Annotated in this window: 20 protein-coding genes and 1 pseudogene; 10 read left to right on the top strand and 11 right to left on the bottom strand. The window is 37.6% G+C overall.

Features of this window, described 5'->3' with window-relative positions; translation table 11 throughout:
• Window positions 1-125: 125 nt before the first annotated feature.
• The 3 genes from AACL23_RS03145 (at window position 126) to AACL23_RS03135 (ending at window position 5,917) form a co-directional block, all read left to right on the top strand.
• Window positions 126-1,646: a YifB family Mg chelatase-like AAA ATPase gene (locus AACL23_RS03145; RefSeq protein ID WP_100102925.1), complete on the top strand. Its 1,521-nt coding sequence runs from the start codon at window positions 126-128 to the stop codon at window positions 1,644-1,646.
• Window positions 1,647-2,062: 416 nt separating this feature from the next.
• On the top strand, window positions 2,063-2,866 hold the full coding sequence (locus AACL23_RS03140; protein ID WP_339050072.1) for a metallophosphoesterase: 804 nt from the start codon (window positions 2,063-2,065) through the stop codon (window positions 2,864-2,866).
• Between the two features lie 132 nt (window positions 2,867-2,998).
• Window positions 2,999-5,917, top strand: coding sequence for a hypothetical protein (locus AACL23_RS03135; RefSeq protein WP_174888361.1), 2,919 nt, complete (start codon window positions 2,999-3,001; stop codon window positions 5,915-5,917).
• Between the two features lie 50 nt (window positions 5,918-5,967).
• Here AACL23_RS03135 and AACL23_RS10195 read toward each other — a convergent pair.
• Window positions 5,968-6,144 (bottom strand): annotated as a pseudogene (locus AACL23_RS10195) (transposase); the annotation flags it as partial.
• 114 nt (window positions 6,145-6,258) lie between these two features.
• On the opposite strand from AACL23_RS10195, the gene AACL23_RS03125 reads away from it, so the two are divergent.
• The 3 genes from AACL23_RS03125 to proY all read left to right on the top strand — a co-directional run bounded on the left by AACL23_RS03125 (window position 6,259) and on the right by proY (window position 9,965).
• The gene (locus AACL23_RS03125) at window positions 6,259-7,851 is read left to right on the top strand and encodes an ABC-F family ATPase (protein ID WP_012738118.1); all 1,593 of its coding nucleotides are present in this window, start codon (window positions 6,259-6,261) and stop codon (window positions 7,849-7,851) included.
• Window positions 7,852-7,931: 80 nt separating this feature from the next.
• Window positions 7,932-8,594, top strand: a complete 663-nt coding sequence (gene folE / locus AACL23_RS03120) for a GTP cyclohydrolase I FolE (protein WP_171967612.1) — start codon at window positions 7,932-7,934, stop codon at window positions 8,592-8,594.
• A 6-nt stretch (window positions 8,595-8,600) separates the two neighbouring features.
• The gene (gene proY, locus AACL23_RS03115; RefSeq protein WP_339050066.1) at window positions 8,601-9,965 is read left to right on the top strand and encodes a proline-specific permease ProY; all 1,365 of its coding nucleotides are present in this window, start codon (window positions 8,601-8,603) and stop codon (window positions 9,963-9,965) included.
• Window positions 9,966-10,031: 66 nt separating this feature from the next.
• On the opposite strand, the gene AACL23_RS03110 is transcribed toward proY, so the two are convergent.
• Window positions 10,032-11,654 (bottom strand): M10 family metallopeptidase C-terminal domain-containing protein, encoded by a 1,623-nt coding sequence (locus AACL23_RS03110; protein ID WP_339050064.1) that lies wholly within the window; start codon window positions 11,652-11,654, stop codon window positions 10,032-10,034.
• Window positions 11,655-11,984: 330 nt separating this feature from the next.
• Here AACL23_RS03110 and AACL23_RS03105 point away from each other — a divergent pair, with 330 nt between their 5' ends.
• A complete protein-coding gene (locus tag AACL23_RS03105; protein WP_171967614.1) occupies window positions 11,985-12,422 on the top strand; it encodes a lysozyme inhibitor LprI family protein in 438 nt (145 codons plus the stop codon).
• Between the two features lie 115 nt (window positions 12,423-12,537).
• Here AACL23_RS03105 and AACL23_RS03100 read toward each other — a convergent pair whose 3' ends face one another.
• Entirely contained in the window at window positions 12,538-13,815 is a 1,278-nt protein-coding gene (locus tag AACL23_RS03100; RefSeq protein ID WP_339050060.1) for a protein-tyrosine phosphatase family protein, read from the bottom strand.
• 275 nt (window positions 13,816-14,090) lie between these two features.
• On the opposite strand from AACL23_RS03100, the gene AACL23_RS03095 reads away from it, so the two are divergent.
• Both AACL23_RS03095 and tadA read left to right on the top strand, forming a co-directional pair.
• Window positions 14,091-14,672: a hypothetical protein gene (locus tag AACL23_RS03095; RefSeq protein WP_339050057.1), complete on the top strand. Its 582-nt coding sequence runs from the start codon at window positions 14,091-14,093 to the stop codon at window positions 14,670-14,672.
• 88 nt (window positions 14,673-14,760) lie between these two features.
• Window positions 14,761-15,267, top strand: coding sequence for a tRNA adenosine(34) deaminase TadA (tadA, locus tag AACL23_RS03090; protein ID WP_100096089.1), 507 nt, complete (start codon window positions 14,761-14,763; stop codon window positions 15,265-15,267).
• A 69-nt stretch (window positions 15,268-15,336) separates the two neighbouring features.
• On the opposite strand, the gene AACL23_RS03085 is transcribed toward tadA, so the two are convergent.
• The gene (locus tag AACL23_RS03085; protein ID WP_158530911.1) at window positions 15,337-15,477 is read right to left on the bottom strand and encodes a hypothetical protein; all 141 of its coding nucleotides are present in this window, start codon (window positions 15,475-15,477) and stop codon (window positions 15,337-15,339) included.
• A 31-nt stretch (window positions 15,478-15,508) separates the two neighbouring features.
• On the opposite strand from AACL23_RS03085, the gene relA reads away from it, so the two are divergent.
• Window positions 15,509-17,728, top strand: coding sequence for a GTP diphosphokinase (relA, locus tag AACL23_RS03080; protein ID WP_339050054.1), 2,220 nt, complete (start codon window positions 15,509-15,511; stop codon window positions 17,726-17,728).
• Window positions 17,729-17,786: 58 nt separating this feature from the next.
• Here the strand turns inward: relA and AACL23_RS03075 are convergent, their stop codons facing one another.
• From AACL23_RS03075 to sirB1, 7 genes are all read right to left on the bottom strand, one after another.
• Window positions 17,787-18,785, bottom strand: coding sequence for a glycosyltransferase (locus AACL23_RS03075; protein WP_095034454.1), 999 nt, complete (start codon window positions 18,783-18,785; stop codon window positions 17,787-17,789).
• Window positions 18,786-18,793: 8 nt separating this feature from the next.
• Entirely contained in the window at window positions 18,794-20,533 is a 1,740-nt protein-coding gene (proS, locus tag AACL23_RS03070; protein ID WP_100096090.1) for a proline--tRNA ligase, read from the bottom strand.
• 138 nt (window positions 20,534-20,671) lie between these two features.
• Window positions 20,672-21,496: a methionine ABC transporter substrate-binding lipoprotein MetQ gene (gene metQ / locus AACL23_RS03065; RefSeq protein ID WP_100096091.1), complete on the bottom strand. Its 825-nt coding sequence runs from the start codon at window positions 21,494-21,496 to the stop codon at window positions 20,672-20,674.
• 69 nt (window positions 21,497-21,565) lie between these two features.
• Window positions 21,566-22,219 (bottom strand): methionine ABC transporter permease MetI, encoded by a 654-nt coding sequence (locus tag AACL23_RS03060; protein WP_100096092.1) that lies wholly within the window; start codon window positions 22,217-22,219, stop codon window positions 21,566-21,568.
• A complete protein-coding gene (gene metN, locus AACL23_RS03055; RefSeq protein ID WP_012738103.1) occupies window positions 22,212-23,246 on the bottom strand; it encodes a methionine ABC transporter ATP-binding protein MetN in 1,035 nt (344 codons plus the stop codon). The genes AACL23_RS03060 and metN overlap by 8 nt, the downstream gene beginning before the upstream one ends.
• A gap of 278 nt (window positions 23,247-23,524) precedes the next feature.
• A complete protein-coding gene (gene kdsA / locus AACL23_RS03050; protein ID WP_012738102.1) occupies window positions 23,525-24,358 on the bottom strand; it encodes a 3-deoxy-8-phosphooctulonate synthase in 834 nt (277 codons plus the stop codon).
• Between the two features lie 8 nt (window positions 24,359-24,366).
• Window positions 24,367-25,176: an invasion regulator SirB1 gene (gene sirB1, locus AACL23_RS03045; RefSeq protein WP_012738101.1), complete on the bottom strand. Its 810-nt coding sequence runs from the start codon at window positions 25,174-25,176 to the stop codon at window positions 24,367-24,369.
• Window positions 25,177-25,320: the final 144 nt, after the last annotated feature.

Below are 25,320 nucleotides of genomic sequence, written 5' to 3'. Positions count from 1 at the left end.
ATTAACTAATTGAACTCGTTTACTGAAAAAATCAATATTTTGTGATCTTTATCTCAAATTTTGAATTTATGAGTAGTTAAAAAAAATTCATATCATATAGTGCACACAAATAGAGGAAGAGACATATGGCACTGGCAGTAATCAACACTCGAGCGAGTCTGGGGGTACAGTCTCCTGCAGTTGCGGTTGAAGCGCATATCAGTAATGGATTGCCTTGTTTTACCCTGGTGGGCTTACCTGAAACCGCGGTAAAAGAAGCGAGAGATCGCGTACGGAGTGCGATTTTGAACAGTGGTTTTATGTTTCCAGCCAAGCGTATTACGGTGAGTCTAGGACCTGCAGATCTACCAAAAGAAGGTGGGCGTTACGATTTACCTATAGCTTTAGCCATATTAATAGCCTCAGAACAAGTGAGTGGTCACAAATCAGTTCATTATGAATTTTTAGGTGAATTAGCTTTATCTGGTGCATTACGACCTATTAATAGCACAATTCCAGCGGCTCTTGCATGCTCTAAAGCAAATCGGAAGCTGATATTACCTTCAGCTAATTCTCTAGAAATGACGTTAATCCCTGAAGGGGAGGTTATGATTGCCAAACACTTGCTAGAGGTGTGTGGGTTTTTAAGTGGAGAAGAAAATTTACTTTCTGTTGTAAATAATGAAACTGATCTAACAGATACGTATGCTGATCTTCAAGATGTGATTGGTCAACAGCAGTCAAAACGAGCTCTCGAAGTGGCTGCAGCTGGGGGGCATAATTTATTACTAATTGGCCCACCTGGTACTGGCAAAACGATGCTGGCTAGCAGATTGATTGGCATACTACCTGCATTAACAAACGAGGAAGCATTGGAAACCGCTGCTGTAAACAGTTTATTAAATATTGAAAAATATCCGACTCAATGGCGTAAGCGTCCTTTTCGATCCCCTCACCATAGTGCCTCGATTGCTGCTTTAGTGGGCGGGGGATCTTTACCTCGTCCAGGCGAAATATCTTTAGCTCATAATGGCGTATTATTTTTAGATGAATTACCAGAATTTGAACGCAGGGTACTAGATTCATTAAGAGAACCACTAGAATCTGGGGAGATTATCATTTCTCGCGCCATGGCCAAGATTCGTTTTCCTGCAAGGGTACAGTTGATTGCGGCCATGAACCCAAGCCCAAGTGGGCATTATAAAGGTATTCATCATCGAACAACCCCACAACAAATTTTACGATATCTTTCAAAACTTTCTGGTCCTTTCCTTGATAGGTTTGATCTATCTATTGAAGTTCCTTTATTACCTCCTGGTTTATTACAAATGCAAGAAAATCAGGGTGAAAGCAGCAGTACTATTAGAACGCGTGTTCTGAAAGCTCGTGAACGCCAATTAAATAGAACAAAAAAAATCAACGCTCATCTCAATAATAAAGAAGTGGCTAAATTTTGTCATATAAGCACTAAGGATGCTCAATTTTTAGAACAAGTGTTGTTAAAATTAGGTCTTTCCGTACGTGCTTGGCATCGCATTTTGAAAGTAGCTCGAACACTTGCGGATTTAGCTGAACAAGAAAATATTAAGAAGGATCACCTTGCTGAAGCGCTAAGTTACCGTTGCATAGATAGATTATTTTTAAAATTAAATAAAACTTTGAATTAAAAAAGAACCAATTTATTGCAAAACCTGGAGTGTGTAAAATAAGACATGTTGTCGAAAGACCTTGTCCAATGAACAGCACCCAACGGTGCTCAGTCGAATGCTCAACCGAAATACGGGGGCCCCTGATTTCTTTTAGGTTTCGAAGACTCAGGGCGTGCGCCAGAGTCGAACAGAGACACTGGGGTATCACATCTATGGGGCGTTTTCTTTTGATTGACCATCTTTCTCCATCTTTACTTTACAAAAAATACATTTCATTCAACTTCATATATATTGACTTACTTTTTGTGATTCTCTACTACCCTAATAAAGTCAAATGACGTTGTGTTTGCATTTGAATTTGATAAATAACTTTACTTATTTTTCATTGCATCATAATTACAATATATATATGTTATATAAGGATTTTTTTTAAAATGAAACTTCAAATACTGGCATCTATAGTTTTAGTCATATTTTCTTTTCTGATACCACAGGCTTTTTCTAAAAAAATTAATTTTTTGACGATCAATGACATCCATCTTAATCATCAACAAACTCACAAGATGGAAATGGCCCCCTCTGGATACAATGCCACTAATGATATGGATAATAAAACATTTGGACAGCTATCATCACTTATTCGTCGGAACGTGGGTTCTCAAAAATTGATTTCTAAACCAGAATTTATACTTTATTTGGGTGATATTGTAGGCCATAAAAGAACTTCTAATCCAGCAAGATTTGTGCAAGATAATACAAAAAAAGCACTGACAGGTTTACAGAGCATGTTTCCTGATACACCTATCATTAATGTTTTTGGTAATAATGATAGCTTTGAAAAAAATTATGGGGCTTTTTTCTCTGACGGGTTATCGCCTTATAAGGTTGCATTACAATCTGGTTTTAAAAATGGTTTTCTTTCAACAGGGATAAAATGTCATCTTAAAGGCAAATCCGACTTTCCGTGCATACAAAGCCAAAATGATAAACATGGATTCTTTACTATAAAACTCGCGGATACATTAATTCTGATTGGTTTAAACTCAGTCATGTTCTCGCCAAAGCATGTCGCTCCATTGGAACATATTCAGTTACAAATGGAATATCTGAAAAAACAGCTAAATCAAGCAAAAAAAGAAAATACCTCGGTATTAATAGCAATGCATATCCCTGTTGGTAATAATGTTTATGATGGTTCTAGTTTTTGGAATAAATCCTACTCGCAGGGCAGCAAATAACAGGCTTGCAAGCGTACGTTCAGAAAGTGTGTTTGAACCAAATTCAGAAATGATGCCGACGCATCATCAAAACAGATCACGGTCAGTTTGACTTCCAACAAAAACCAGATTTTTAAAAAAAGGATTTAAAAAATGAGCGACAATATCTATAAAATGATTAATTATGAATATATAGAAGAATATGCAAAATCAAATTTACTTATTGAAAATGGAGATATAGATGCGCGTTTAATAAAATTAATTAATAACCATAAAAAAAAGATCCAAAATATTTTGGAGGGGTATATAGATAAAGAATTTTTTAATAATTTTTTACATAAAATATTGATCGCAGCATATCAAAATGCTCATTTTAGACCCCATGATATTCTTAAAGAAGACTTTTTTTTAAAGCTGACCTGTGATGCGCTTTTTATATCACTCGATTATTATGATGAAGTGATTGAAAACAATGATAAAGACATTAAATCTTTTAATTTTATTAATCGAATTTTTTATTTTTGCAGTGTGATAAGCATGGCAGTCAAAGAGGCGCTTAAAATAGATTTAAAATCATTTAAATCCACTTGGGACAACGATTTTTTACATTATCAATATTCCAATGAATTTAATCAATTGGTCACCCAAGTGATTAATAATGATAATATTAAAGATATTAATTTTAATGACTTTAAAAATAAAATATTGACTAAACTTAAATCTGTGTGTTATCGAACTTTTACTCAGGTAGATTTTTCTGAAAAAGAAAAAAAGGCATTAAAAGGATTATTAAAAATAGCTTATAATTTGCATTATGATTTTAGTGAATCAAGACATAAGTTTATCAATCACAGTGCATTAACTGGTTTCGATCAACACGTCATTAATATTATCAATCATTTTCTTCAAGAGAAGGGAATTGAATATTCAAATTTGACTAATAATTTTTTAATTATCAGTCAAATTCAAGATGAATATGTCAATGAAAATTTTTATTATCAATTTATTACAGATAAAGATTATTATAATAAAAACCTTTCTGAGGTTACTACAAATATAGGTATTGCATTAATTTTTTATATTTATGATGTTATTATTGATGAGTTGGCTTTTTTATATCGAACTGACCGACAAGGATATTTTAAAATATCATTCAAAATTTCTGAGCGTTTAACAAAATTTGAAGATAGCTTTGATTTTAGTTATTTTTATAATTTACAAATTTATAAAAAAGGAAAAGAAAATCAAAAAAATCTTTTAAAACAGATTTTGTATAAATTTGCGATTCCTGCTGTTGGTATTGTGTTCAATACATTTTTTGCAAAATTCATCGGTTTTATTACGCAACGTAGCAATTCAGTTACAGATGAAATAAGAATGAATGCCAGTATTATTATGGGCATCGTATCTTCTTTAGATTCTTTTATAATGTCTTATTTATTTAATTTCTTACTTAAAGATGAGGATAGTTTTTATCTGTATTCTGCGGACGGAAGCGTTATTGCTTTCGGTATAGGTAGTCTTACTCCGATACCTCAAAGAACAACCATAACCAGAACAATTTCGATGAATTCAATCAATGAAAATGGTTTATCTGATCCGTCTCTATTTCAAAATACACGAGCAGACACCATACCAGGAAGATTTCCAGATCCAGTGCCAATTCCAGGACATGTACATGATGGATTCAAGAGGCGTAAGAGAAGTACTGAAATCAATGATCATGTTGTGGATAATGAACATATATATATTCGTTATCTTGATTTTATCAAGAAAAAATCAGATAAAGAAAATTATGAATCTAATCCACTTTTAAAAAAGTGGATTGAGCAAAATCAATATAGAGTCATGAAACATAAACCGTTAACGGAAAAATATGATTATGATTATAAAAAAGTGCTTGATTCTTTGAATTTTATCCAGGATGAATTATTGAATTTTAGAAATATAGATTTAGCTAATGAATATTTAAAAGACAGAAGTTATTCTGTTCAAGATGATTTTACTATCAATATCAATCGTAATGATTTTAATGAAAAATATTTTTTTTTGCAGGTTTTTAATATCAATGTTGATTATTTTGATAAAAACGATATGGACAGGATTGACGAGAGAATATTCATTATCAGTAAAATAATGTGTGATGAAGAGTTTTATTCTCAAAGCAAGAACTTGAATCTTAACTTTGGTTTTTATGATTTCATGCAATATTCAAATATGTTTGTTGATCAGAAAAACCTGCATATTTCAAGAAGAATCTTATTAACCATTTTATTGATTTACCTTTACAAACAAGGTGATGACATACTTAAAACAATAAAAAATATTGAGGAAAAAATATTAGAAAACGAGTTGGCCCAACTGAAACCCAAAGCACCAGTAAGCGAAATTAATCGTAAATTTAACGCCATAATTTCAATACATAAAAAAACAATTCAAAATATCATATCTGTAATAAAATATTTTACAGAAATCACCTGTTGCAATAATACTAGAATCATTTTACGGTCACTGATGAAATTACAAAATGATATTTACAGTATTACGAATAAAACAAGTAACGAAACGGTGATAAAAATCCCTATGGATGTGATCCCTATGCATGTAAAACATGATTTATATACAAGGAATGTAAAAGGTTTATATTATAAACAAAACCCAGAGGGTAAATATTCTTTAGGTGTTCATCATTCTACTGGATTAGAAGTGGCTAAAGTAAAGGCCATCCCTGCAAATTTACACGACACTATATTAGCAGGCATGCTGACAGAAAAAAATCTTGCGAATGACTTTTTTCTTTTTTCAAGAGATCATCACGGAAATATCATTGGATCATTATCAGATTCTCCCTCAGATGCGAATTTTATTGGAATTTCAAAGATGCTACTAATATATGAGGATTTACTACTGAGTCATAATAATACTGCTGTTATGGATAAATTTGATATCGATAGTTTTATGGAGAATTTGCAAAAAACAGTAAAATTTAAAGTGAATATTATTTTTAATAATGCTGATAGCATTTTATTTATTTTGAAAAAAATAAAAATGATAATAGAAGGTGAACATTAAATTGTATGAGCCCAGACCAGAGCGGTTTCTGTCTATTCTGGTTTATATCCTCAGCAACGAAGGAGCTGTAATAGTCGTTGCAGGAAATGAGGTCGATAGCGTGAGCTATTCATAAAAATTTGAATGGTTCTTGTAGCCGCTTTCCTGAGTCAAGATTTCAACTGAGAAAATGCCATTTCTATCGGGTTAAAATCAGGGGAGTCAGGCGGAAGGTAAAGCAGCTTCGCTTCTTTTAAAAAAAATCTACCCTTTCAGGCCCGCTATCAATTTTGGGTGTCATTACTTATAATCTTCCTTTCATATTATTCAATATCCCCTTTTCATAAATAGAGATCGATTCAGTGTTAAATACTCACAATATTACCATGCAGTTTGGCAGTCAGCCTTTATTCGAAAACATTTCCGTAAAATTTGGCAAAGGAAATCGCTACGGTTTAATTGGTGCTAATGGATGTGGTAAATCCACTTTTATGAAGATTTTAGGTAAAGATCTCACTGCGACAAACGGGCAGGTTTCACTTGATGTGAACGAACGGATTGGGAAACTTCGTCAAGATCAATTTGCTTTCGAAAAATACAGTGTTTTAGATACAGTGGTGATGGGACATAACGAACTATGGAAATTAAAGGAAGAGCGTGATCGCATTTATGCGTTGCCTGAAATGACAGAAGAAGACGGATATAGAGTCGCAGATCTGGAAGTCGCTTATGGGGAGATGGATGGTTATAGTGCAGAATCTCGTGCCGGTGAGTTGTTATTGGGTGTTGGTATACCTACTGAAAAACATAATGGCCCCATGAGCGATATTGCGCCTGGCTGGAAGTTGAGGGTGTTGTTAGCACAAGCGTTGTTTTCCGATCCTGACATACTGCTGCTGGATGAACCCACCAATAATTTAGATATTGATACGATCCGCTGGTTGGAGCAAACACTAAACCAACGTAGCAGTACGATGATCATTATTTCCCACGATCGTCATTTTCTTAACATGGTTTGCACCCATATGGCGGATCTGGATTACGGCGAGTTGCGCATTTATCCCGGAAATTACGACCAATATATGTACGCCGCGACCCAGGCTCGTGAGCATTTACTCGCAGAAAATGCCAAGAAAAAGGCACAAATTTCTGAATTACAATCTTTTGTCAATCGTTTTAGTGCGAATGCATCCAAGTCTAAACAAGCGACTTCACGCGCTCGACAAATTGAAAAAATTCAATTTGATGAAGTTAAGGCCACGAGTCGTCAAAATCCATTTATTCGTTTTGAGCAAGAGAAAAAATTATTCAGAAATGCACTAGAAGTGAATAAATTAGCGAAAGGGTTTGATAGCACTCTTTTTAAAGGGCTCAACCTGATGATTGAAGTCGGCGAAAAGGTGGCCGTATTAGGCGCTAATGGAATTGGTAAAACCACATTACTGAAAACTTTAATTGGTGAGTTACCCCCAGATGAAGGCCATGTAAAATGGTCAGAAAATAGCAACATCGGTTATTACGCTCAGGATCATGCTCATGACTTTGAAATTGAAATGACGGTATTAGACTGGATGACGCAATGGAAGCAGGAAAAAGACGATGAACAAGCTGTAAGGAGCATATTAGGCCGTTTATTGTTTAATCAAGACGACATCAAAAAATCAGTTAAAGTGTTATCTGGAGGAGAAAAAGGGAGAATGCTCTTCGGCAAGCTGATGATGCAGTGCCCAAATATTCTCATTATGGACGAACCCACCAACCATTTGGATATGGAATCTATTGAATCGCTTAATCTTGCCTTGGAAAAATATGAAGGCACGCTGATATTCGTCTCTCATGATCGTGAATTTGTGAATTCACTGGCCACCCGAATTATTGAAATAATGCCTGACAAAGTGAAGAATTTCAGGGGAAATTATGAAGAATATTTACTGAGCCAAGGGATTCAACCTTAATGACGGCGCAACAACATGTCACATATATTTGCGGCGATGTAATGATTTTTTAAAAGCGCCCTCAGTTGATTGGAGAAAAAATGTCATCATTCAGTAAAGAAGCTCGTCAAGTTCATGAAGCGCTTGTCAAACATGGGCTTGAGAATCCTTTCAATATGGATCCTGAAAACGGGTTATTAGATGCTGCAACTCGTAGATCTCATATTGAAAAGCATATCACCCAGATCATGGAACTATTAAATCTTGATTTAAAAGATGACAGTCTCTCTAAAACGCCTTCTCGCATTGCATCAATGTATGTCGATGAAATTTTTTTAGGGTTGGATTATGCTCATTTTCCTGAAATTACTCTTATTCAAAATAAAATGCAGGTAGATGAAATGATCACAGTACATGACATCAGTCTGAGTAGTACTTGTGAACATCATTTTGCGAGCATTGATGGTAAAGCCACTGTAGCTTACATTCCTAAAGATTATATTATTGGTTTGTCGAAGATAAATCGGGTGGTGCAATTTTTTTCTCAGCGGCCGCAGGTTCAGGAAAGATTAACCCAGCAAATTATTTTGGCATTACAAACGTTGTTAGCGACAGAAAATGTGGCGGTGTCAATTGATGCGACTCATTATTGTGTCAAGGCCCGTGGCATTTGTGATAGAAGCAGCGTGACGAGAACGACCTCTTTAAGGGGATTATTTAAATCCAGTCAAAATACCAGGCAAGAATTTTTGCATATCTGTTAGGAAACCATGGCTAAAAATACACTAAAACGCAGCTTAAATGCCCGCCATATCCGTTTTATGGCATTGGGATCAGCGATTGGAACGGGTTTATTTTATGGTTCAGCCGATGCGATCAAAATGGCAGGCCCTAGTGTTTTACTGGCTTATATGATGGGTGGCCTCGCTGCCTTCGTCATTATGCGAGCCTTGGGTGAAATGGCGGTGAATAACCCAAAATCAAGCTCTTTTTCTCTGTATGCAGAGCAATATTTAGGCCCTATGGCCGGTTATGTTATAGGCTGGACATACTGTTTTGAAATTTTGATTGTGGCCATTGCCGACGTAACGGCCTTTGGCGTTTATATGGGAGTCTGGTTCCCAGAAGTACCTCATTGGATTTGGGTATTAAGCATAGTGCTGATTATCGGTAGTATTAATTTGATGAGTGTCCATGTATTTGGCGAATTAGAATTCTGGTTTTCATTTTTTAAAGTGGCCACCATCATTTTAATGATACTGGTCGGCGTTGGTGTGATCGTTTGGGGGATTGGTAACGGCGGTAAACCGACGGGTATCCAGAATTTATGGGTTAACGGGGGCTTTTTTAGCCATGGTATTTGGGGGATGATTTTATCACTCCAGGTGGTGATGTTTGCTTATGGCGGCATTGAAATTATAGGGATCACTGCTGGTGAAGCGAAAGATCCTAAAAAATCTATTCCTAAAGCCATTAATTCAGTGCCATTACGTATTCTTGTTTTTTACGTGGGGACCTTGTTCGTGATTATGTCTATCTTTCCCTGGAATCAAATCGGCACGCAAGGCAGCCCCTTCGTATTGACCTTTCAACATATTGGCATCACGGTCGCTGCTGGTATTTTGAATTTTGTTGTGATAACTGCCTCTGTCTCTGCGATTAATAGCGATGTTTTTGGCGTTGGCCGAATGTTAAATGGCATGGCAGAGCAAGGGCATTCTCCCAAAATGTTGAATAAAATTTCTCAACGCGGTGCTCCTTGGGTGAGCGTGCTCTTTATGATGATGGCGATGTTGATTGCGGTGTATCTCAATTACATCATGCCCGATAAAGTATTTTTGGTGATTGCCTCACTTGCCACTTTTGCGACTGTATTCGTATGGATCATGATCTTGTTTTCTCAAATTTCTTTTCGTTGCTCTTTAACGAAAGAAGAAAAGAAAAAATTAGAATTTCCACTATTAGGAGGGGTTATTACCTCTGCTATTGGAATCGTATTTCTTGTTTTTATTATGGTATTAATCGGCTGCTTTCCCAGCACACGTATTTCCCTTTTTATGGGATGCGTCTGGTTAATATTATTAATATTGAGTTACTATTTAAAAAATTTTTATCAGAAAAAATCAAAAATATAAAATCTTCACGCATTAAAATTTTACCATGCGTGAAGTCACGTATAACGTATAAATACTATTTGATATTTATATAAAGCGAGAAAAAATAAAATCGTTGGCGGTGAGTTTTTTATTTCCAGTGAATTTGATCATCATATCGTTATTATTCAATGAATTTTTTTCAATAGAATCAGAAAAATCAATCATGAGATAAGTAATATTAAGAATACTATTATGACGTTGTTGAATTTCTGTTTGGCCTTTAAAGTGAAATCGATCTACAAATTGAATATTTTTGATATTATTCGTGATACGAGACAGGTCTATTTTGTCAATGCCCACTTCAAAATCACAAATGGTATCAGTAGATAGTGTCGAAGAGTCATCACAAGTTTGATAAACAAATATATCCCTTCCTGGGCCTCCTGTGAGTTTATCTGACCCTATTCCGCCTGAAAGCCAATCATCCCCCATCTCTCCCAGCAAAGTATCATCTCCTTTTTCTCCCCAAAGTTGATCTCTTCCTCTTCCTCCTACCAGACGATCGTTTCCTTGGCCTCCAAACAAAAAGTCCTGGTCTTCTCCACCCAAAAGATAGTCGTTATCTTTTCCTCCCCAAAGTTGATCGGAGCCCCTGCCCCCCACTAATTTATCAGCCCCTTCCCCACCGTATAAACGGTCGTTTCCTTCTTCTCCAAAAAGCCGATCACACCCTTGCTCACCGTAAATAAGGTCGGCACCTTTGCCTCCTCGTAAAACATTATCCACTTCATTGCCTATAATTTCGTCATCTCCAGAGCCGCTGATCGCATTTTCAATGATGACCCTGTATGCAATAGAGACATTGTTTTTTAATCCCCCGACATCAGAAAATTGGCTCGATTTTAAATTGATTCTTTGATTTTGACGATAACCAGAAAAATCGAAAGTATCGATGCCACCCGCGTCCCAAACACAAAAAATCAGGGGATCATCCGCATTTTCCGCACTAAGATAAGGCCGGCCAGAATTAGAATTGAAACCATAAATGGTATTACCGATACGTGTTTCAAGATTAGCTCCATAAAGATACTGAACGGATGCGATGTCATACATTTGAGGGCCAGATGGATAATAGCCATTGTATCCATCTTCATGACGGTAACTCATCATACTGATTTTATTAGTATATGATTTACTGATATGTGAATGTTTCAGCCCCAAAGCATGACCTATTTCATGATTGAAGGTAAAATATCCCAGATTTTTTGGATTTGGATTCAAGTTATCTTCTAGTTCTGCATTAATCCAAATAGGGCTTGTACCGTTCTTATTGGGATAATAAGCGACTCCTCTTTTAAATCTGCTTTCAGGAGTGATTTTAATATAATTTGAAAAAACCAGATTAATTCTTTTATTAATATCTCCTTCGTTATATTCATTAAAATGAACATTCGCAACATCAGAATAAAATTGCAAAGTTAATTTCATTTTTTGAATTTGATTTTGAGTAAAGGGTATGGGTTGTCCAAATACTTTTGAATCTCTTCCCCAAAAAGGGTTTTTTTTAACATTAAATGAAAAATTTAAAAAGACACTTTGCCCATATTTTTTTTCTCCATTCCAATTGTACGTAGCCGTTAATGTATTTTTGATTTCATTTTCTAAAATTTTATTTAAATTTTTAGATTTGATTTGTTTATGAGTCAATTTTCGAGCGCGTGTAATCATGATTTTTATTCCTTTAATAAATTTAAATGTCATATTTTTAAATAAGGATCTCAAGGTTACTTTTCGCTCTATTTTTTAATATAGGAATAATCTTAAATTTCAAGAAATGCTGACATATCAACTATTAACAAAGTCAATGTTAAAATAAGATTTGTTTTTTTGAGGATGATAAAAGATGAAAAACAGGTACTATCCCATGTAAGTGGTCTCGTTTTTTCTGGAAAACCTGGTTTCTTGATGCGTTATTTGATTCAATTTCATGAAGAACAAAGGGTGTGGTTTACTCACTTAAACTTAATCTTTTTCAGTATTTAATAATAGGAAATGTCAATGCTTAAAAAAACGCTGATTTTATTTAGCCTTGCTACAATATTCCCATCAATGGCCGAACGTTCGGGTACTCTTATAACGCAAGTGGATATGACCCAAGACTCAGCAAAGGAATATCAGTCGGCCAAAAAAACGTTAAATGAAACATATCAAAAAGTTTCAAAAGCCGTAAAAGGTGAACAAAAAACATTACTGAAAAAATCCCAGGATGCCTGGAAAAAGTACCGGGATTCGGCGTGTCGTTTTTCCACTTCTGGAAGTCAAGGCGGGTCAGCATATGCCATGATTTATGAAAGTTGTCTGGCAGAAAAAAACCATCAGCGCGAGGTAGAATTAAAAAACTTTCTGATCTGTCCTGAAGGCGATCTGTCTTGCCCGTTCGTTAATTCCAGTTTAATTCATAACGATGACCAAAAAATTGACTCGAACGCTCCATGATGGAGTCTGCAAAGTTTTTGATGTAAACGGTTTCTCGATTGTTCTGGCTGTAAGTTTATTTTCCTCAACCTTCAGGGGAAAAACCGGCAGCCAGTCAATTAATGATCAGGCTCTGCTAATGTAAAATAGAAATATTTAAAATATGGGCTATTTCAGCCAAAAGTTTTAGCTGGTCTTTGGTTTGAACTGTATTGGCAGCACGTTGTTTACGAAGCCCAATGATGACATCCTGAAGACTGATATGATTTTTTTGTTGCTTCATCATTGACACTGTAGCTGCCAGAACCCCAGTGCGACCCACACCAGCCGTACAATGAATCACCCTTTTGTTATGTTTTTCCACTTCGTTTGCTAATATTATTGTATCCTCAGAGCTAATCACGCCGTGATCGGGCCAATTTGTCACATGTAAAAGCTTAACCGTATGAGTGTTATTTTCATGCCTGATATTTAGGGAATAATGATCACATGTAGTACCATCCTTAAGTTCATTTTTTCCTGTCAATTCTGATGTAACAGAAACTGCTCCTTCGGTACGGCAATCAGGAGAAAAATATTTTTTCAGCCCTCGACATTCGATATCTTTATTAGAACTAAGTACTGTTACATGGTCAATTTTCTCTTTCAGATACATTCTTAACTGGTCTTCTATCTGATTATCTTTTGGGTATTGTGTCAGAATAGCGACCTCATCTTCACCTATCTTGACCCTGTTAGCACTTAGATTAGGTGCAACATTTGTACTTGACATGCTATTCACATTAACAAAACGGTTAACGCTTTTGTTTACAAAAATATCTGGTTGCTCTTCTCCTAGTTGTTCAATTTTGCTCTTAAAATCACTTAAGAGTTCCCATAATTTATCCACCTCAGACAATGTATTAGGTTGGGCCTGCAATGGAGATATAGAAGTATTCGGCATGTTAAGCGCCGCTGTATTAGTCAATTCCAATAAAACACTAGCCGCCCCACAGGATATTTTTTGGGACTTGGTATCAATAATGAGAACTTTATTATCATCTGTCTTTTGAAATACAAGATTTTTTATATCCTCCTTACTCATGTTACTTTTCAAACAGTTATAATCCACCTGATAGCCCTTAACGAAATTCAAAACGCTTTCATTCGCTTTTTTTTCTGTATCAGTAGGGGTGTCCTTTGTAAGAAGAGCCGCCCTGAATTTCCCCTCTCTTTCTCTAAGAATCCGTTTTTTGTCGTTTTCTTTAGAACAAAAATCAAGCAGATTTTGCAATCTAGATATATAGTGCATCGATTTACTATGATTTATATTTTTGACTGATGATAATTCTCTGGGCAGGGAGGAGCCTGTAGATTGTGTTGATGCTGTATTCTCATATGATGGATGTGTCGAGAGATGATTAACTCTATGCATATCGTTTCCCTTTTTATTTGTAGATAAACCCAGACGATAGAAGACGCTTCTTTTTTATACTTACTCAGTGTTTTTATTAAATAAATTTTATAATAAAATACTGCTTAATTTGTTTTTAAGAGATTGATACATATAAAGATAGTATCTCTTCGAAAGAAACGGTTCTTCTCTAAAAGAACCCTGTTTTTGGGTTACTAACTAAAAACAGATAATTTATTTTTTATTCATTCATCGTTATTAATATGATTAAACCCCAAAAGGAAAACAAATTAAATATGTCAACACAACTTTACTATTATGATGATCCAGAGGAAGGATTACATAGGGATACTTCTCACCCCCGTTTTGTGAGCTTGGCTTCAGAAGATTTTTATTACGATGCCTGTGATGACTCAAGCCCTTTCGGTAATGATTTGGGCGCAGATACACTGTCATATTTGGAAGATTGGTATAAAGATAAAACCTTTAAAGACGAGAGTATTAGTGAATTTTTGAGCAATACCCTCGAGAGCTGGGGTCTGGGGCCTGATGACTTGGTACGAAAAGATCCTCAATTCTGGAAAAAATGGGGAAAAGAAAAAGATGAAAAATATGGCGGTACATCATATTTAGTAAGTCACTGTAATATTATTATTGCTTGCGGTTTGGGGCAATTAAAAATTACGGGTGCAATGGATCCAGAGATCATTGATAGGGCATTGGCGTCGATTAAGTGTTTATGGTTTTTATACAAGGGGGATTCTACTGAAAATGAGGATGAAGACTTAATACGTCTACAGAAGATGAAAAATTTGCTAGATTCTGTCTCTAAAGGAGAGATCAATGATTTTATGAAATGCCATGAAAAAACAGGATAAAAATGGGATGACGACAGCTCAGAATGACAGCTCTTTGGGATGCTTTTAAAACAGTTTATTCAAGGTAACAATTCAAAAAAATGGCCTTATGAATATCAAAACCCTTCCTGCACCTGATTCAGAGCTTGATCATCACTATTGGATGCGCCACGCACTTTCACTTGCAGAACAAGCACAAGCCTCAGGAGAAGTGCCTATCGGTGCGGTGGTAGTAGTGAACAATCAATCGATAGGCGAAGGATGGAATCAATCGGTGATGTGTCATGATCCGACGGCTCATGCCGAAATCATAGCACTGAGGCAAGCAGGACGACATCAAAAAAATTATCGTTTGGTCAATGCCACTTTATATGTCACTTTAGAGCCCTGTATGATGTGTGTCGGGGCTATTATGCATAGCCGGATTCGAGGATTGGTTTATGGTGCCCCCGATCCTAAAAAAGGGGGTGTCGCATTTTTAACACGCATGATGAATATTCGAGTCAAACGGATTGATATTAAAACGGATGTATTGTCTCAAACCTGTTCCAGAATGCTGGTGGATTTTTTTCAACAGAGGCGAAGGGAGCAAAAAGCTCAGGTCTTAAAAAAATGAATGAAAGTTGCCCTGCGTATTCCTTACTATTCAGGCTATCTCTTATTTTTTAGAGTGAAAATTGTCTCATCAAATACCAATATCATCATTTTTAAAACGATGATGACATTGCGCTTTCTCCTCTTTTTTTGTATTTTTTAGCGTGAAAAATGGCGCTTTACAATCACATTTCATCAAGGTATCCAGCTGCCCCAAACTAAAAATCTTCAATCAGCCTGCTTAATCTACAATAGGGAAAATTATGGTCTCTGTGAGAAATACCGGTTTAAATATCACAGATGAATTCGCTTTTAATCAATGGATGAAAGATTTAGGGCTTACGCTTCCTTCCTCTTTGGTATGTTTAAAAAAAACCTGGTATTACTGCCTTCAAAAAATCCCCCTTCATTCTGATGCTTCAGGCTTAATGGAATATGGAATCGAAATGGTCGAGATCCTGTCGACTTTGAATATGGATGATGACAGTTTGCAGGCGGCGTTTCTTTTTCCGTTTGTAGAAGCTGAAATAATGAATGAAATCGAACTGAGTACGTATTTTGGTGACGCGATTACCGTTTTGATCCGCGGTGTGCGTGAGATGGATGCCATTCGTTATTTAAAAACGCCTCAAGATAATTCGGTCAAGTCAGCTCAAATCGATAACGTTCGTAAAATGTTATTGGCAATGGTAGAGGATTTTCGCTGTGTTGTGATTAAGCTGACAGAAAGAGTGGTTCATCTTGGAAAAATGAAAGAAGCCCCTGAAGATGAAAGAGTATTGGCTGCGAAAGCCTGCTCGAATATTTACGCGCCTTTAGCCAATCGGCTTGGTATTGGCCAACTAAAATGGGAGCTGGAAGATTTCTGTTTTCGGTATCTACATCCTCAACAATATCAAAAAATAGCTCAGTTACTTCATGAACGCCGCGTTGATCGTAAGCAGTTTATCGACGACTGTGTGAGATTTCTTAAAAAAGCCATGAAGGATGAAGGGATAAAAGCTGAAATTTATGGGCGACCGAAACATATTTACAGCATTTGGCGTAAAATGCAGAGGAAATTTTTGGAGTTCGATGCGCTTTTTGATGTTCGCGCTGTGCGTGTTGTGGTTGAGCGTATTCAGGATTGCTATGCCTCTTTGGGGGTTATCCATACGCATTTTCGTCACCTACCGGATGAATTTGATGATTATGTGGCCAATCCAAAACCTAATGGATATCAGTCTATTCACACTGTTGTATTAGGCCCCAAGGGTAAAACCCTGGAAATTCAAATTCGCACACAACAGATGCATGAAGATTCAGAGCTGGGCGTAGCAGCGCATTGGAAGTATAAAGAAGGCGCTACCCATTCGGTACGTTCAGGATATGAAAACCGAATCATTTGGCTGAGAAAGTTGATCGCGTGGCAAGAAGAGATCTCTCATTCAGGAGAGATGCTTGATGAAGTACGTAGCCAGGTTTTCGATGACCGTGTGTATGTTTTTACCCCTAAAGGGGATGTCATGGATCTGCCTACAGGCTCGACTCCCCTTGATTTTGCCTATCATATTCACAGCGATGTCGGGCACCGTTGCATTGGGGCTAAAATCGGAGGGCGGATTGTTCCATTTACATATCAGTTGCAAATGGGTGATCAGGTAGAGGTGATCACCCAAAAACAGCCCAATCCCAGTAGAGACTGGTTAAATCCTCATTTGGGATATATTCACAGTAGCCGCAGCCGTTCGAAAATTCATAACTGGTTTCGTCAACAAGCAAAAGATAAAAATAGGTTGGCAGGACGCCAAATGCTTGAAAATGAATTAGGACATTTGAACATCAGCCTAAAAAAAGCAGAAAAACCACTTTTGCTACGTTACAACCTCAATTCTATTGAAGAAATCTTCACTGGAATTGGCGCGGGTGATATTCGCATCAATCAAATGATCCATTTTTTGCAAGGGCATTTTAATCAGCTCACGGCCGAAGAAGCGGATCAAAAAGCGCTGAAAAATCTTACTAAGCAAAATACGCTTTCGACGCGCCATAAAAAGAATGGACGCATCATGGTGGAAGGGGTTGGACATCTGATGCATCACATTGCGCGTTGCTGCCAGCCGATCTTAGGGGATGAGATTATGGGTTTTATCACGCGGGGGCGAGGGATTTCGATTCATAAACTGGATTGTGCCCAGTTAGTTGATTTACGATTGCATTCTTCTGAACGTATTGTGGAGGCGGTGTGGGACGAAAGTTATTCGAGCGGTTATTCCTTAATGCTAAAGGTCCTTGCGCAAGACCGAAGTGGTTTATTACGCGATATCACGGTTATTTTGGCGAATGAAAAAGTGAATGTGCTGGCCATCAAGAGCCGGAGTGACACAAAAAAACAACAGGCGACCATAGAGATGAATATTGAAATTTATAATTTGCAAACGTTGGCTCGTATTTTAGCCAAACTGAATCAGTTACCGGATGTGATTCACGCTGCGCGTTTGTGAGGAAGATGTGTCGCCTCAGGCATCTGGTCTGGTGAAAAGCACACTGTTTGCTTGATGTTTATCTAGAAAAGCGGTTATGCCGCTGCGCATAATATGCCATAAAAAAGTTGATTCTAAGTGCATGCCAAAATTCATCAGGATGACAGATCCCCTTAAATACCGCTGTTCTTAATCCCAATGATGTAAATTTTTTTGCCAATTGAGTTCGTAATTGAGAAGGCGGTAATTTTTTTCTCATTAATCCTAAAAAATGGCGAGTTTCACGATGAGCTTGCTTCAATAAGGCTTGATGAAAGGCTTTATCTTGCTTTACGGCCTCCGCTTTATTTAATAATTTTTCAATGATATTCAGATAGCTTATAGCTCTGTGAGCTAATCGTTCGATAGAAGTTGACTGAGTGATAGACTCTGGGTTAATCCGATAACCATAAAGAGGCTCAGCGCAAAAACCCATCCTTTGAGCTACCTCTGCCAATTCGGTTGTCCATAAAATATCTTCATGGAGCATATTAGGAATAAACCGTAATTGATTTTTGATAAGAAATGCTCGTTTAACTAATTGTAAAAAAACATAATGAGGCCACTCATTTTTATGAACACTTTGAATGACCCATTCTCTGCCTGTTAAAATTTTCCCCCAAGGTTGACGATATAAAAGCGTTTCTGTTGGTTTTTGGGGATTGAGCTTAAAACGAAACCCATTTCCAACCAAACAATCTAGATCACCTTTTTCGGCCTGTTGTACCCAAGTTTCGAAGGCTTGAGGCGCTAACCAATCATCCGAATCCGTAAAAGCAATCCAACGGCCTCTAGCCCTGGCGATTCCTTGGTTACGTGCAACCGAAACACCCCGGTGGGGCTGAGATATCAACACCCATCTTTTATCGATCTGTGCGATTTTTTCTAATATGATTTGGCTTTGATCTGTTGAGCCATCATTAATTGCAATGACTTCATAAAAAAGATTTTTTTGATTTTTTAATGATTCAAACAGTTCCATTAAATCATTTTCAGCATTAAAAACGGGAATAATCACGCTCAAATCAATGGAATTCATATCGATTTTTATTTTGGATTAAAATGTGAATTTATCTTTTCTAAAAGAAAAGAGACCACGTCGCTTATTTTAAGCTGCTGTTTTTTGTGATCATCTATTCCACGATATCGATACTCTAATTCGTTATTTTCTAAATCCCGATCACCGATGATCAGCGTATGTGGTATGCCAATCAGCTCCATATCAGCAAACATGACGCCCGGCCGCTCTTGGCGATCATCAAAAATGACGTCCATTCCCAAAGAGGATAATTCAGCGTAGAGTCTCTCCGCTTCTTGCCGAACAGCGTCAGATTTTTTGAGGTGAATAGGTAAAATAGCAACTTGAAAAGGCGCAATCGCCTCAGGCCAGAGGATCCCATGTTGATCATGGTGTTGTTCAATCGCGGCAGCGACCAAACGAGACACCCCAATACCATAGCAACCCATTATCATCATCTGTTGGCGCCCGTTTTCGCCCTGTACTTTTGCCCCCATCGCTTGAGAATATTTTGTCCCCAATTGAAAAATGTGGCCGACTTCAATACCCCGCTTTATCAACAAAGTGCCCTTTCCATCAGGGCTGGGATCCCCTTCAACTACATTACGCAGATCCTCTATGATGGGCAGAGGTAAATCACGTTCCCAATTGATGCCAAAATAGTGTTGATCTTCTTTATTTGAGCCGGCGCTAAAATCACTCATCACCGCCACCGCACGATCGGCAATGATCGGCATCTTTAGGTGAAGCGGGCCTAAAGAGCCCGGGCCTGCGCCTATATGAGCACGAATATCTTCTTCAGAAGCAAAGGTGAGGGGTTTCGCCACCTGAGGTAATTTTTCTGCTTTCACCTTATTGATAAGGTGATCACCCCGAACCAACAGTGCCAGCAACTTATGGCCGCTGTCTTTATGAGCGTAAACGATCAGAGTTTTGAGAGTTTTTTCAATCGGGATTGAGAATTGCTCTACCAGTTGATCGATGGTTTTTGCATTAGGGGTATCAATAATACGAAGCGTTTCACAAGGCGATGCGCGTTTTTCGTGAGGGGCTAGCGCTTCTGCCAACTCAATGTTCGCCGCAAAATCGGATACTGTTGAAAAAACAATCTCATCCTCCCCACTGTCTGCCAATACCTGAAATTCATGAGAGCGACTTCCCCCTATTGATCCCGTATCTGCCTGCACAGCGCGAAAATTCAGCTGCATCCGCTCGAATATTTTTGTGTAGGCTTGATACATCGTTTGATAGGTTTCTTGCAGTGATTCCAATGTATTATGAAAGGAATAGGCGTCCTTCATTAAAAATTCACGGGCGCGCATAATGCCAAAACGAGGACGAATTTCATCACGAAATTTGGTTTGAATCTGAAAAAAATTGAGCGGTAACTGCTTGTATGAACTAATTTCATTACGAACCAAATCGGTGATCACTTCTTCGTGAGTCGGGCCGAGCACAAAAGGGCGTTCACTGCGATCGGCAAAACGCAACAATTCGGGACCATAATGCTCCCATCGCTCGCTTTCCTGCCATAGATCGGCAGGTTGCACTATAGGCATCACCACTTCAATGGCGCCCGCCTTATTCATTTCTTCACGTACAATATTTTCGATTTTTTTTAAAACACGGGTCCCCGTAGGGAGCCAGGTATAAAGCCCAGACGCCAGTTTACGGATCATACCGGCTCTCAGCATCAGTTGATGGCTGATGATTTCAGCATCCGCTGGCAGTTCTTTTAAAGTACTCAGAAGATATTGAGTGGTACGCATATAATTTTTGCTTTTTCCGTTTTATTCCTGATATAAAAAAATGCTCGTGGGTATTTTGCCAGGAGCACTTTCATTTTTTATTATTGAAACCGATTTAATACATTTTGTGTTTTACAGCATCCATGCAGACTGAAAAAATTACCAGCCTTTCACAGCGCCTCCCTGAAATATTTTTTCTGCTTCTTTTTCTACCAGCGGAGATTGATATGCCTTCACAAAATTTTTCACTTTCTCGTCATCTTTACTATCTTTACGGGTCACAATCAAATTCACATAAGGTGAACTTTTATCTTCAACAAATAATCCGTCTTTTGTGGGACTTAAGCCGATTTGGCTTGCATAAGTTGTATTAATGATAGCTACATTTTCTTTATCATCCAATGACGTCGGTAACTGAGGAGCGTCTAATTGAACAAGTGTTAAATCTTTTGGATTTTCAATCACATCTAAGACAGTAGGCATTAACCCAACATCAGGTTTCAATTTGATGAGCCCCTGTTTTTGTAGTAACAACAAGGCACGGCCTAAATTAGCGGGATCATTGGGCATTGTTATTTGGTAGCCCAGCGTCAATTCATTAAGAGAGGTGATTTCTTTTGAATAACCTGCCATCGGATAAATGAAGGCATTTCCAATTGCCACCAGTTCGTAGCCGCGATCCTGTATTTGTTGGTCGAGATAAGGTTGATGCTGAAATACGTTCACATCGATATCTCCTTTATTTAAAGCCTCATTCGGTAATACATAATCATTAAAGGTTATGAGCTCCACATCTAAACCATATTGGTCTTTTGCTACTTTTTGAGCCACCTGTGCAAGCGTCTGCTCTGGCCCACTGATGACCCCCACTTTAATGTGATTTGAATCTTTTTCATCTTTTTTGTCACAGCCCGCCACAATGAAGCAACTTGCCAACACAGCCAATATGGCCGCTATTTTGATCGACTTTAATTTTAAAAGCATATTTTTTATCCTTAACTGATAATCAGTAAAAACTCGAAAAGTCTCATGGTGATTCATGAAAATAGATGATCACTTATGGGTCACCATTTTCATCACGTAATTCCCCAGAATTTGGATAAAACACACCAAAAAAACCAACAAAACTAACACAAAATTCATCACAGTTGCGTTATAGCCAATATAGCCATATTGATAACCAATTTGTCCTAAACCTCCTGCTCCTACTGCGCCTCCCATCGCAGAATATCCGACTAAAGTAATCAATGTGATGGTCACTGAATTCACTAAAGCAGGCAATGCCTCTGGCAGTAAAACTTTATAAATAATTTGCAAGGGAGTTGCTCCCATAGCACGAGCCGCCTCAATTAAACCAAAAGGAATTTCGAGTAAAGCATTTTCAATCATTCGAGCAATAAAGGGAATAGCACAAACGGTTAAGGGCACTATGGCCGCTTCTAAGCCAATAGAGCTTCCTACGATAAAACGGGTAAAGGGGATAATCCAGACTAATAAAATAATAAAAGGAATTGCCCGAAAAATATTCACCAAGGCAGAAAGTGATTGATATAGAACAGGATAAGAAAACATGTGCCCTGGACGATGCAGATACAATAATATTCCTATCGGTAAGCCAAAAATCAGACCAAAAAAACCAGAGACAAAGGTCATCATGACAGTTTCCCAAACGCCGTTGAGGATTAAAACCATCATTGCTTCAGACATAGCCTAGTACCTCCGTTTTAACATGATGATCTTTTAAAAACTGCATGGCGGCAGTGATATCCTGTTTTTCACCCTCTAATTCAGCGAGCATCGTGCCAAATTTAACTCCTCCGGCATAATCCATTTGAGCGCTGAGAATTCCAATATCGATATTAAAGCGGCGAATCGCCTGAGATATTAAAGGAGCATCGGCAGATTGCCCTGTAAATTGGAGTTTTAACAAAGGGGAAACGGCGAGATCTGTCGGATTTTGGCTTAGCCTATGCGCGTAATCTTCAGGAATATCGATATGTAAAGTAGAGTGAATAAATTGCTGTGCCAAAAGCGTTTTGGGATGTGAAAACATTTCGCTCACACTGTCTTTTTCGATCAATTGACCATGGCTTATCACCCCTACCTGATCACAAATATACTTGACGACATCCATTTCATGCGTAATCAATAAAATCGTCAATCCCAATCGTCGATTAATATCTTTAAGGAGTTTTAAAATAGAGCGGGTGGTTCCAGGATCTAATGCGCTGGTGGCCTCATCACACAGCAAAACTTTAGGGCCATTTGCCAGTGCACGCGCTATGGCGACACGCTGTTTTTGTCCACCGGATAAATGTACCGGATACACTTTTTTTTTATCTGTTAAACCCACTAATTCAAGGAGTTCAAGGACTGTTTTTTTTATTTCAGTTTTGGGCAGGCAAGCCAATTCGAGTGGAAGCGCGACGTTATCAAAAACAGTACGAGAAGAAAGTAAATTAAAATGTTGAAAAATCATACCTATCTGACGGCGAGCAAGACTGAGTTTATTTTCTGGTAATTGAGTGAGTTCTTCTCCATCTATAAAAATATGCCCCTCAGTAGGGCGCTCTAATAAATTCGCACAGCGAATTAGGGTACTTTTACCCGCACCTGAAGCCCCTATGACCCCATAAATCTGGCCGGCCGGCACATCTAAATTGATGTCTAAAAGTGCGCTGACCTTTTGTTTTTTTTGTTCAAATATTTTGCTGACGTGAGAAAATCTAATCATATTATTCTTGTTGTAGAGTAAACCAGGAGAGAGATTTAAAAAATCAGGCGTTCAGGAAATTCAATAATCAAAATATTAAGGCGTCTAGACGTCCAAGTCAACCGTCTTTAAAACGCCGGGATCATAGTGTTCGGAGCAAATATCATCCAGCAAATTACATGAAAGCAAAATGAGATATGAATTCTACAAATCTACAGTAAAAATTGACTCACACTGAGGCTTTTTAGTATCAATCATTTGAAGGTGTTCTAGCGACATTTTTTGTTTAAAATTTGGACTTAAAAATTTTTAATCAAATCATCAATCGCTTTCATCTGTGTTAAAAAAGGCAGCAGCTTATGTAGTGGTAAAGCGCAAGGGCCATCGCATTTTGCATTCTGAGGGTCGGGATGTGCTTCTAAAAATAAGCCCGCTAATCCCACGGCCATGCCTGCTCTTGCCAGTTCTGAAACCTGAGCCCTGCGCCCGCCAGAAACAGATCCAAAAGGGTCTCTGCATTGCAGGGCATGGGTGACATCGAGTATGACAGGATGCCCTCCTGTAGATTTTGCCATGAGTGTGATCCCTAACATATCCACCACTAAGTTATCGTAACCAAAAATATTTCCTCGCTCACAAAGAATAATTTTTTCGTTTCCAGCCTGTTTAAATTTTTCGACAATGTGGCCTACTTGCATGGGGCTCATAAATTGAGGTTTTTTGACATTAATCACCGCTTTTGTTTCAGCCATGGCCACCACGAGATCGGTTTGACGCGCTAAAAACGCGGGTAATTGAATAACATCAACTACTTCAGAAACTATTTTGGCTTGGCTCACTTCGTGTACATCTGTGATGATGGCTACGCCAAAAGAGTGTTTTAATTCTTCAAATATTTTCATGCCTTCTTCTAAACCGGGCCCACGATAAGAATGAACAGCAGAACGATTTGCTTTATCAAAAGACGCTTTAAAAACGTAAGGGATATTTAATTGATTGGTGATTCGAACATAATGTTCACAAATTCTCATTGCCAGATCACGTGATTCAAGCACATTCATACCACCAAATAATACAAATGGAAGATGATTGGCAATGTTAATATGTTGAAAATGAATCACTTTATTGTTCATTTTTTATCTCAATGCAGAATAAATGGCTGTTTTTCGATGGCATTTAATTGTATTTTTATTACTTCAGAGATAGGGTCTTCAGGGCACTGTTCAATAAAATAATTTAAATCAGAAATCGCCACTTGAGTACAACCGAGTTCTGCATAAATCAGACCTCTATCACGTATCTCATAAGGATCTTTAGGATCAAAAAACAGCGACATATCGCTTGTACGTAGAGCCAGCTCCATCTGTTTTTCTTCTATCAACGCAGATTTTAATTCATCGAGCATTTGCCGAATCAATGAAGTATTGTCTGATTCACAAAGATCGCTGTCTTCCAGCGTGATATTCTGATTAAAATGCGCTTTAACCCATAATTCGAGGATATGTTTGTTCAAGGTGTCACCATTGATCGGATTAATCAGCCACATTTCTTCGTCTAACCAATCCGCCCGAAAAATGAGTTGAATTGGGAATAACACCGGCATTAAAGGGATATCCAGCTGATGTGCGATATGCAAAAAAATTACTCCTAATGAAGTCGCCGTTCCTTGACGTATTTTTAAAACATTATCCAGCCATATGACATCAGAGGTGCGGTAAATCCCATCTGCAGCCTCAAATTTCCATTTATGATAAAAAAGATCTATGAGAAGTTCTAACTTTTGATCTTGATTGAGATGTTCTGGAATGGCGACTCGAGCATCGTCCACCAGATTTGTTAATTTTTTGCGAACTCTTGCGATAGAAAAATCTTGACGAATTTTTCTGGTGATTTTAAACACGCCTTCGCTTAAAGTGGCTGTATTAAATTTAAAATTAGAGATGGTTCTCATGAATATTCCATTGTCAGAAAAAACAAGATAAATAGATTTTTATTTTTTAGTATAAGATGAGAATATGAATGTTTTATTTTTCATAAAAATCAAATAATTAAAACATAGTAGCCATAACAAGTCAAAATTCAGTCACCATTTGAT

Origin of the sequence: Candidatus Williamhamiltonella endosymbiont of Tuberolachnus salignus, from assembly GCF_964019775.1 — a bacterium.
GTDB lineage: Bacteria > Pseudomonadota > Gammaproteobacteria > Enterobacterales > Enterobacteriaceae > Hamiltonella > Hamiltonella defendens.
Note: the sequence above shows the minus strand (reverse complement) of the source record. Positions and strands in the feature narration are given on the sequence as shown.

Excerpts from the sequence above, each read along its gene's own strand:
- proS (WP_100096090.1), bottom strand. The coding sequence starts at position 20,533 with ATGCGTACCACTCAATATCTTCTGAGTACTTTAAAAGAACTGCCAGCG.
- AACL23_RS03145 (WP_100102925.1), top strand. The coding sequence starts at position 126 with ATGGCACTGGCAGTAATCAACACTCGAGCGAGTCTGGGGGTACAGTCT.
- AACL23_RS03100 (WP_339050060.1), bottom strand. The coding sequence starts at position 13,815 with ATGCATAGAGTTAATCATCTCTCGACACATCCATCATATGAGAATACA.
- AACL23_RS03140 (WP_339050072.1), top strand. The coding sequence starts at position 2,063 with ATGAAACTTCAAATACTGGCATCTATAGTTTTAGTCATATTTTCTTTT.
- sirB1 (WP_012738101.1), bottom strand. The coding sequence starts at position 25,176 with ATGAGAACCATCTCTAATTTTAAATTTAATACAGCCACTTTAAGCGAA.
- relA (WP_339050054.1), top strand. The coding sequence starts at position 15,509 with ATGGTCTCTGTGAGAAATACCGGTTTAAATATCACAGATGAATTCGCT.
- tadA (WP_100096089.1), top strand. The coding sequence starts at position 14,761 with ATGAATATCAAAACCCTTCCTGCACCTGATTCAGAGCTTGATCATCAC.
- AACL23_RS03075 (WP_095034454.1), bottom strand. The coding sequence starts at position 18,785 with ATGAATTCCATTGATTTGAGCGTGATTATTCCCGTTTTTAATGCTGAA.
- folE (WP_171967612.1), top strand. The coding sequence starts at position 7,932 with ATGTCATCATTCAGTAAAGAAGCTCGTCAAGTTCATGAAGCGCTTGTC.
- metQ (WP_100096091.1), bottom strand. The coding sequence starts at position 21,496 with ATGCTTTTAAAATTAAAGTCGATCAAAATAGCGGCCATATTGGCTGTG.
- AACL23_RS03060 (WP_100096092.1), bottom strand. The coding sequence starts at position 22,219 with ATGTCTGAAGCAATGATGGTTTTAATCCTCAACGGCGTTTGGGAAACT.
- AACL23_RS03135 (WP_174888361.1), top strand. The coding sequence starts at position 2,999 with ATGAGCGACAATATCTATAAAATGATTAATTATGAATATATAGAAGAA.
- kdsA (WP_012738102.1), bottom strand. The coding sequence starts at position 24,358 with ATGAACAATAAAGTGATTCATTTTCAACATATTAACATTGCCAATCAT.
- metN (WP_012738103.1), bottom strand. The coding sequence starts at position 23,246 with ATGATTAGATTTTCTCACGTCAGCAAAATATTTGAACAAAAAAAACAA.
- AACL23_RS03110 (WP_339050064.1), bottom strand. The coding sequence starts at position 11,654 with ATGATTACACGCGCTCGAAAATTGACTCATAAACAAATCAAATCTAAA.
- AACL23_RS03105 (WP_171967614.1), top strand. The coding sequence starts at position 11,985 with ATGCTTAAAAAAACGCTGATTTTATTTAGCCTTGCTACAATATTCCCA.
- proY (WP_339050066.1), top strand. The coding sequence starts at position 8,601 with ATGGCTAAAAATACACTAAAACGCAGCTTAAATGCCCGCCATATCCGT.
- AACL23_RS03095 (WP_339050057.1), top strand. The coding sequence starts at position 14,091 with ATGTCAACACAACTTTACTATTATGATGATCCAGAGGAAGGATTACAT.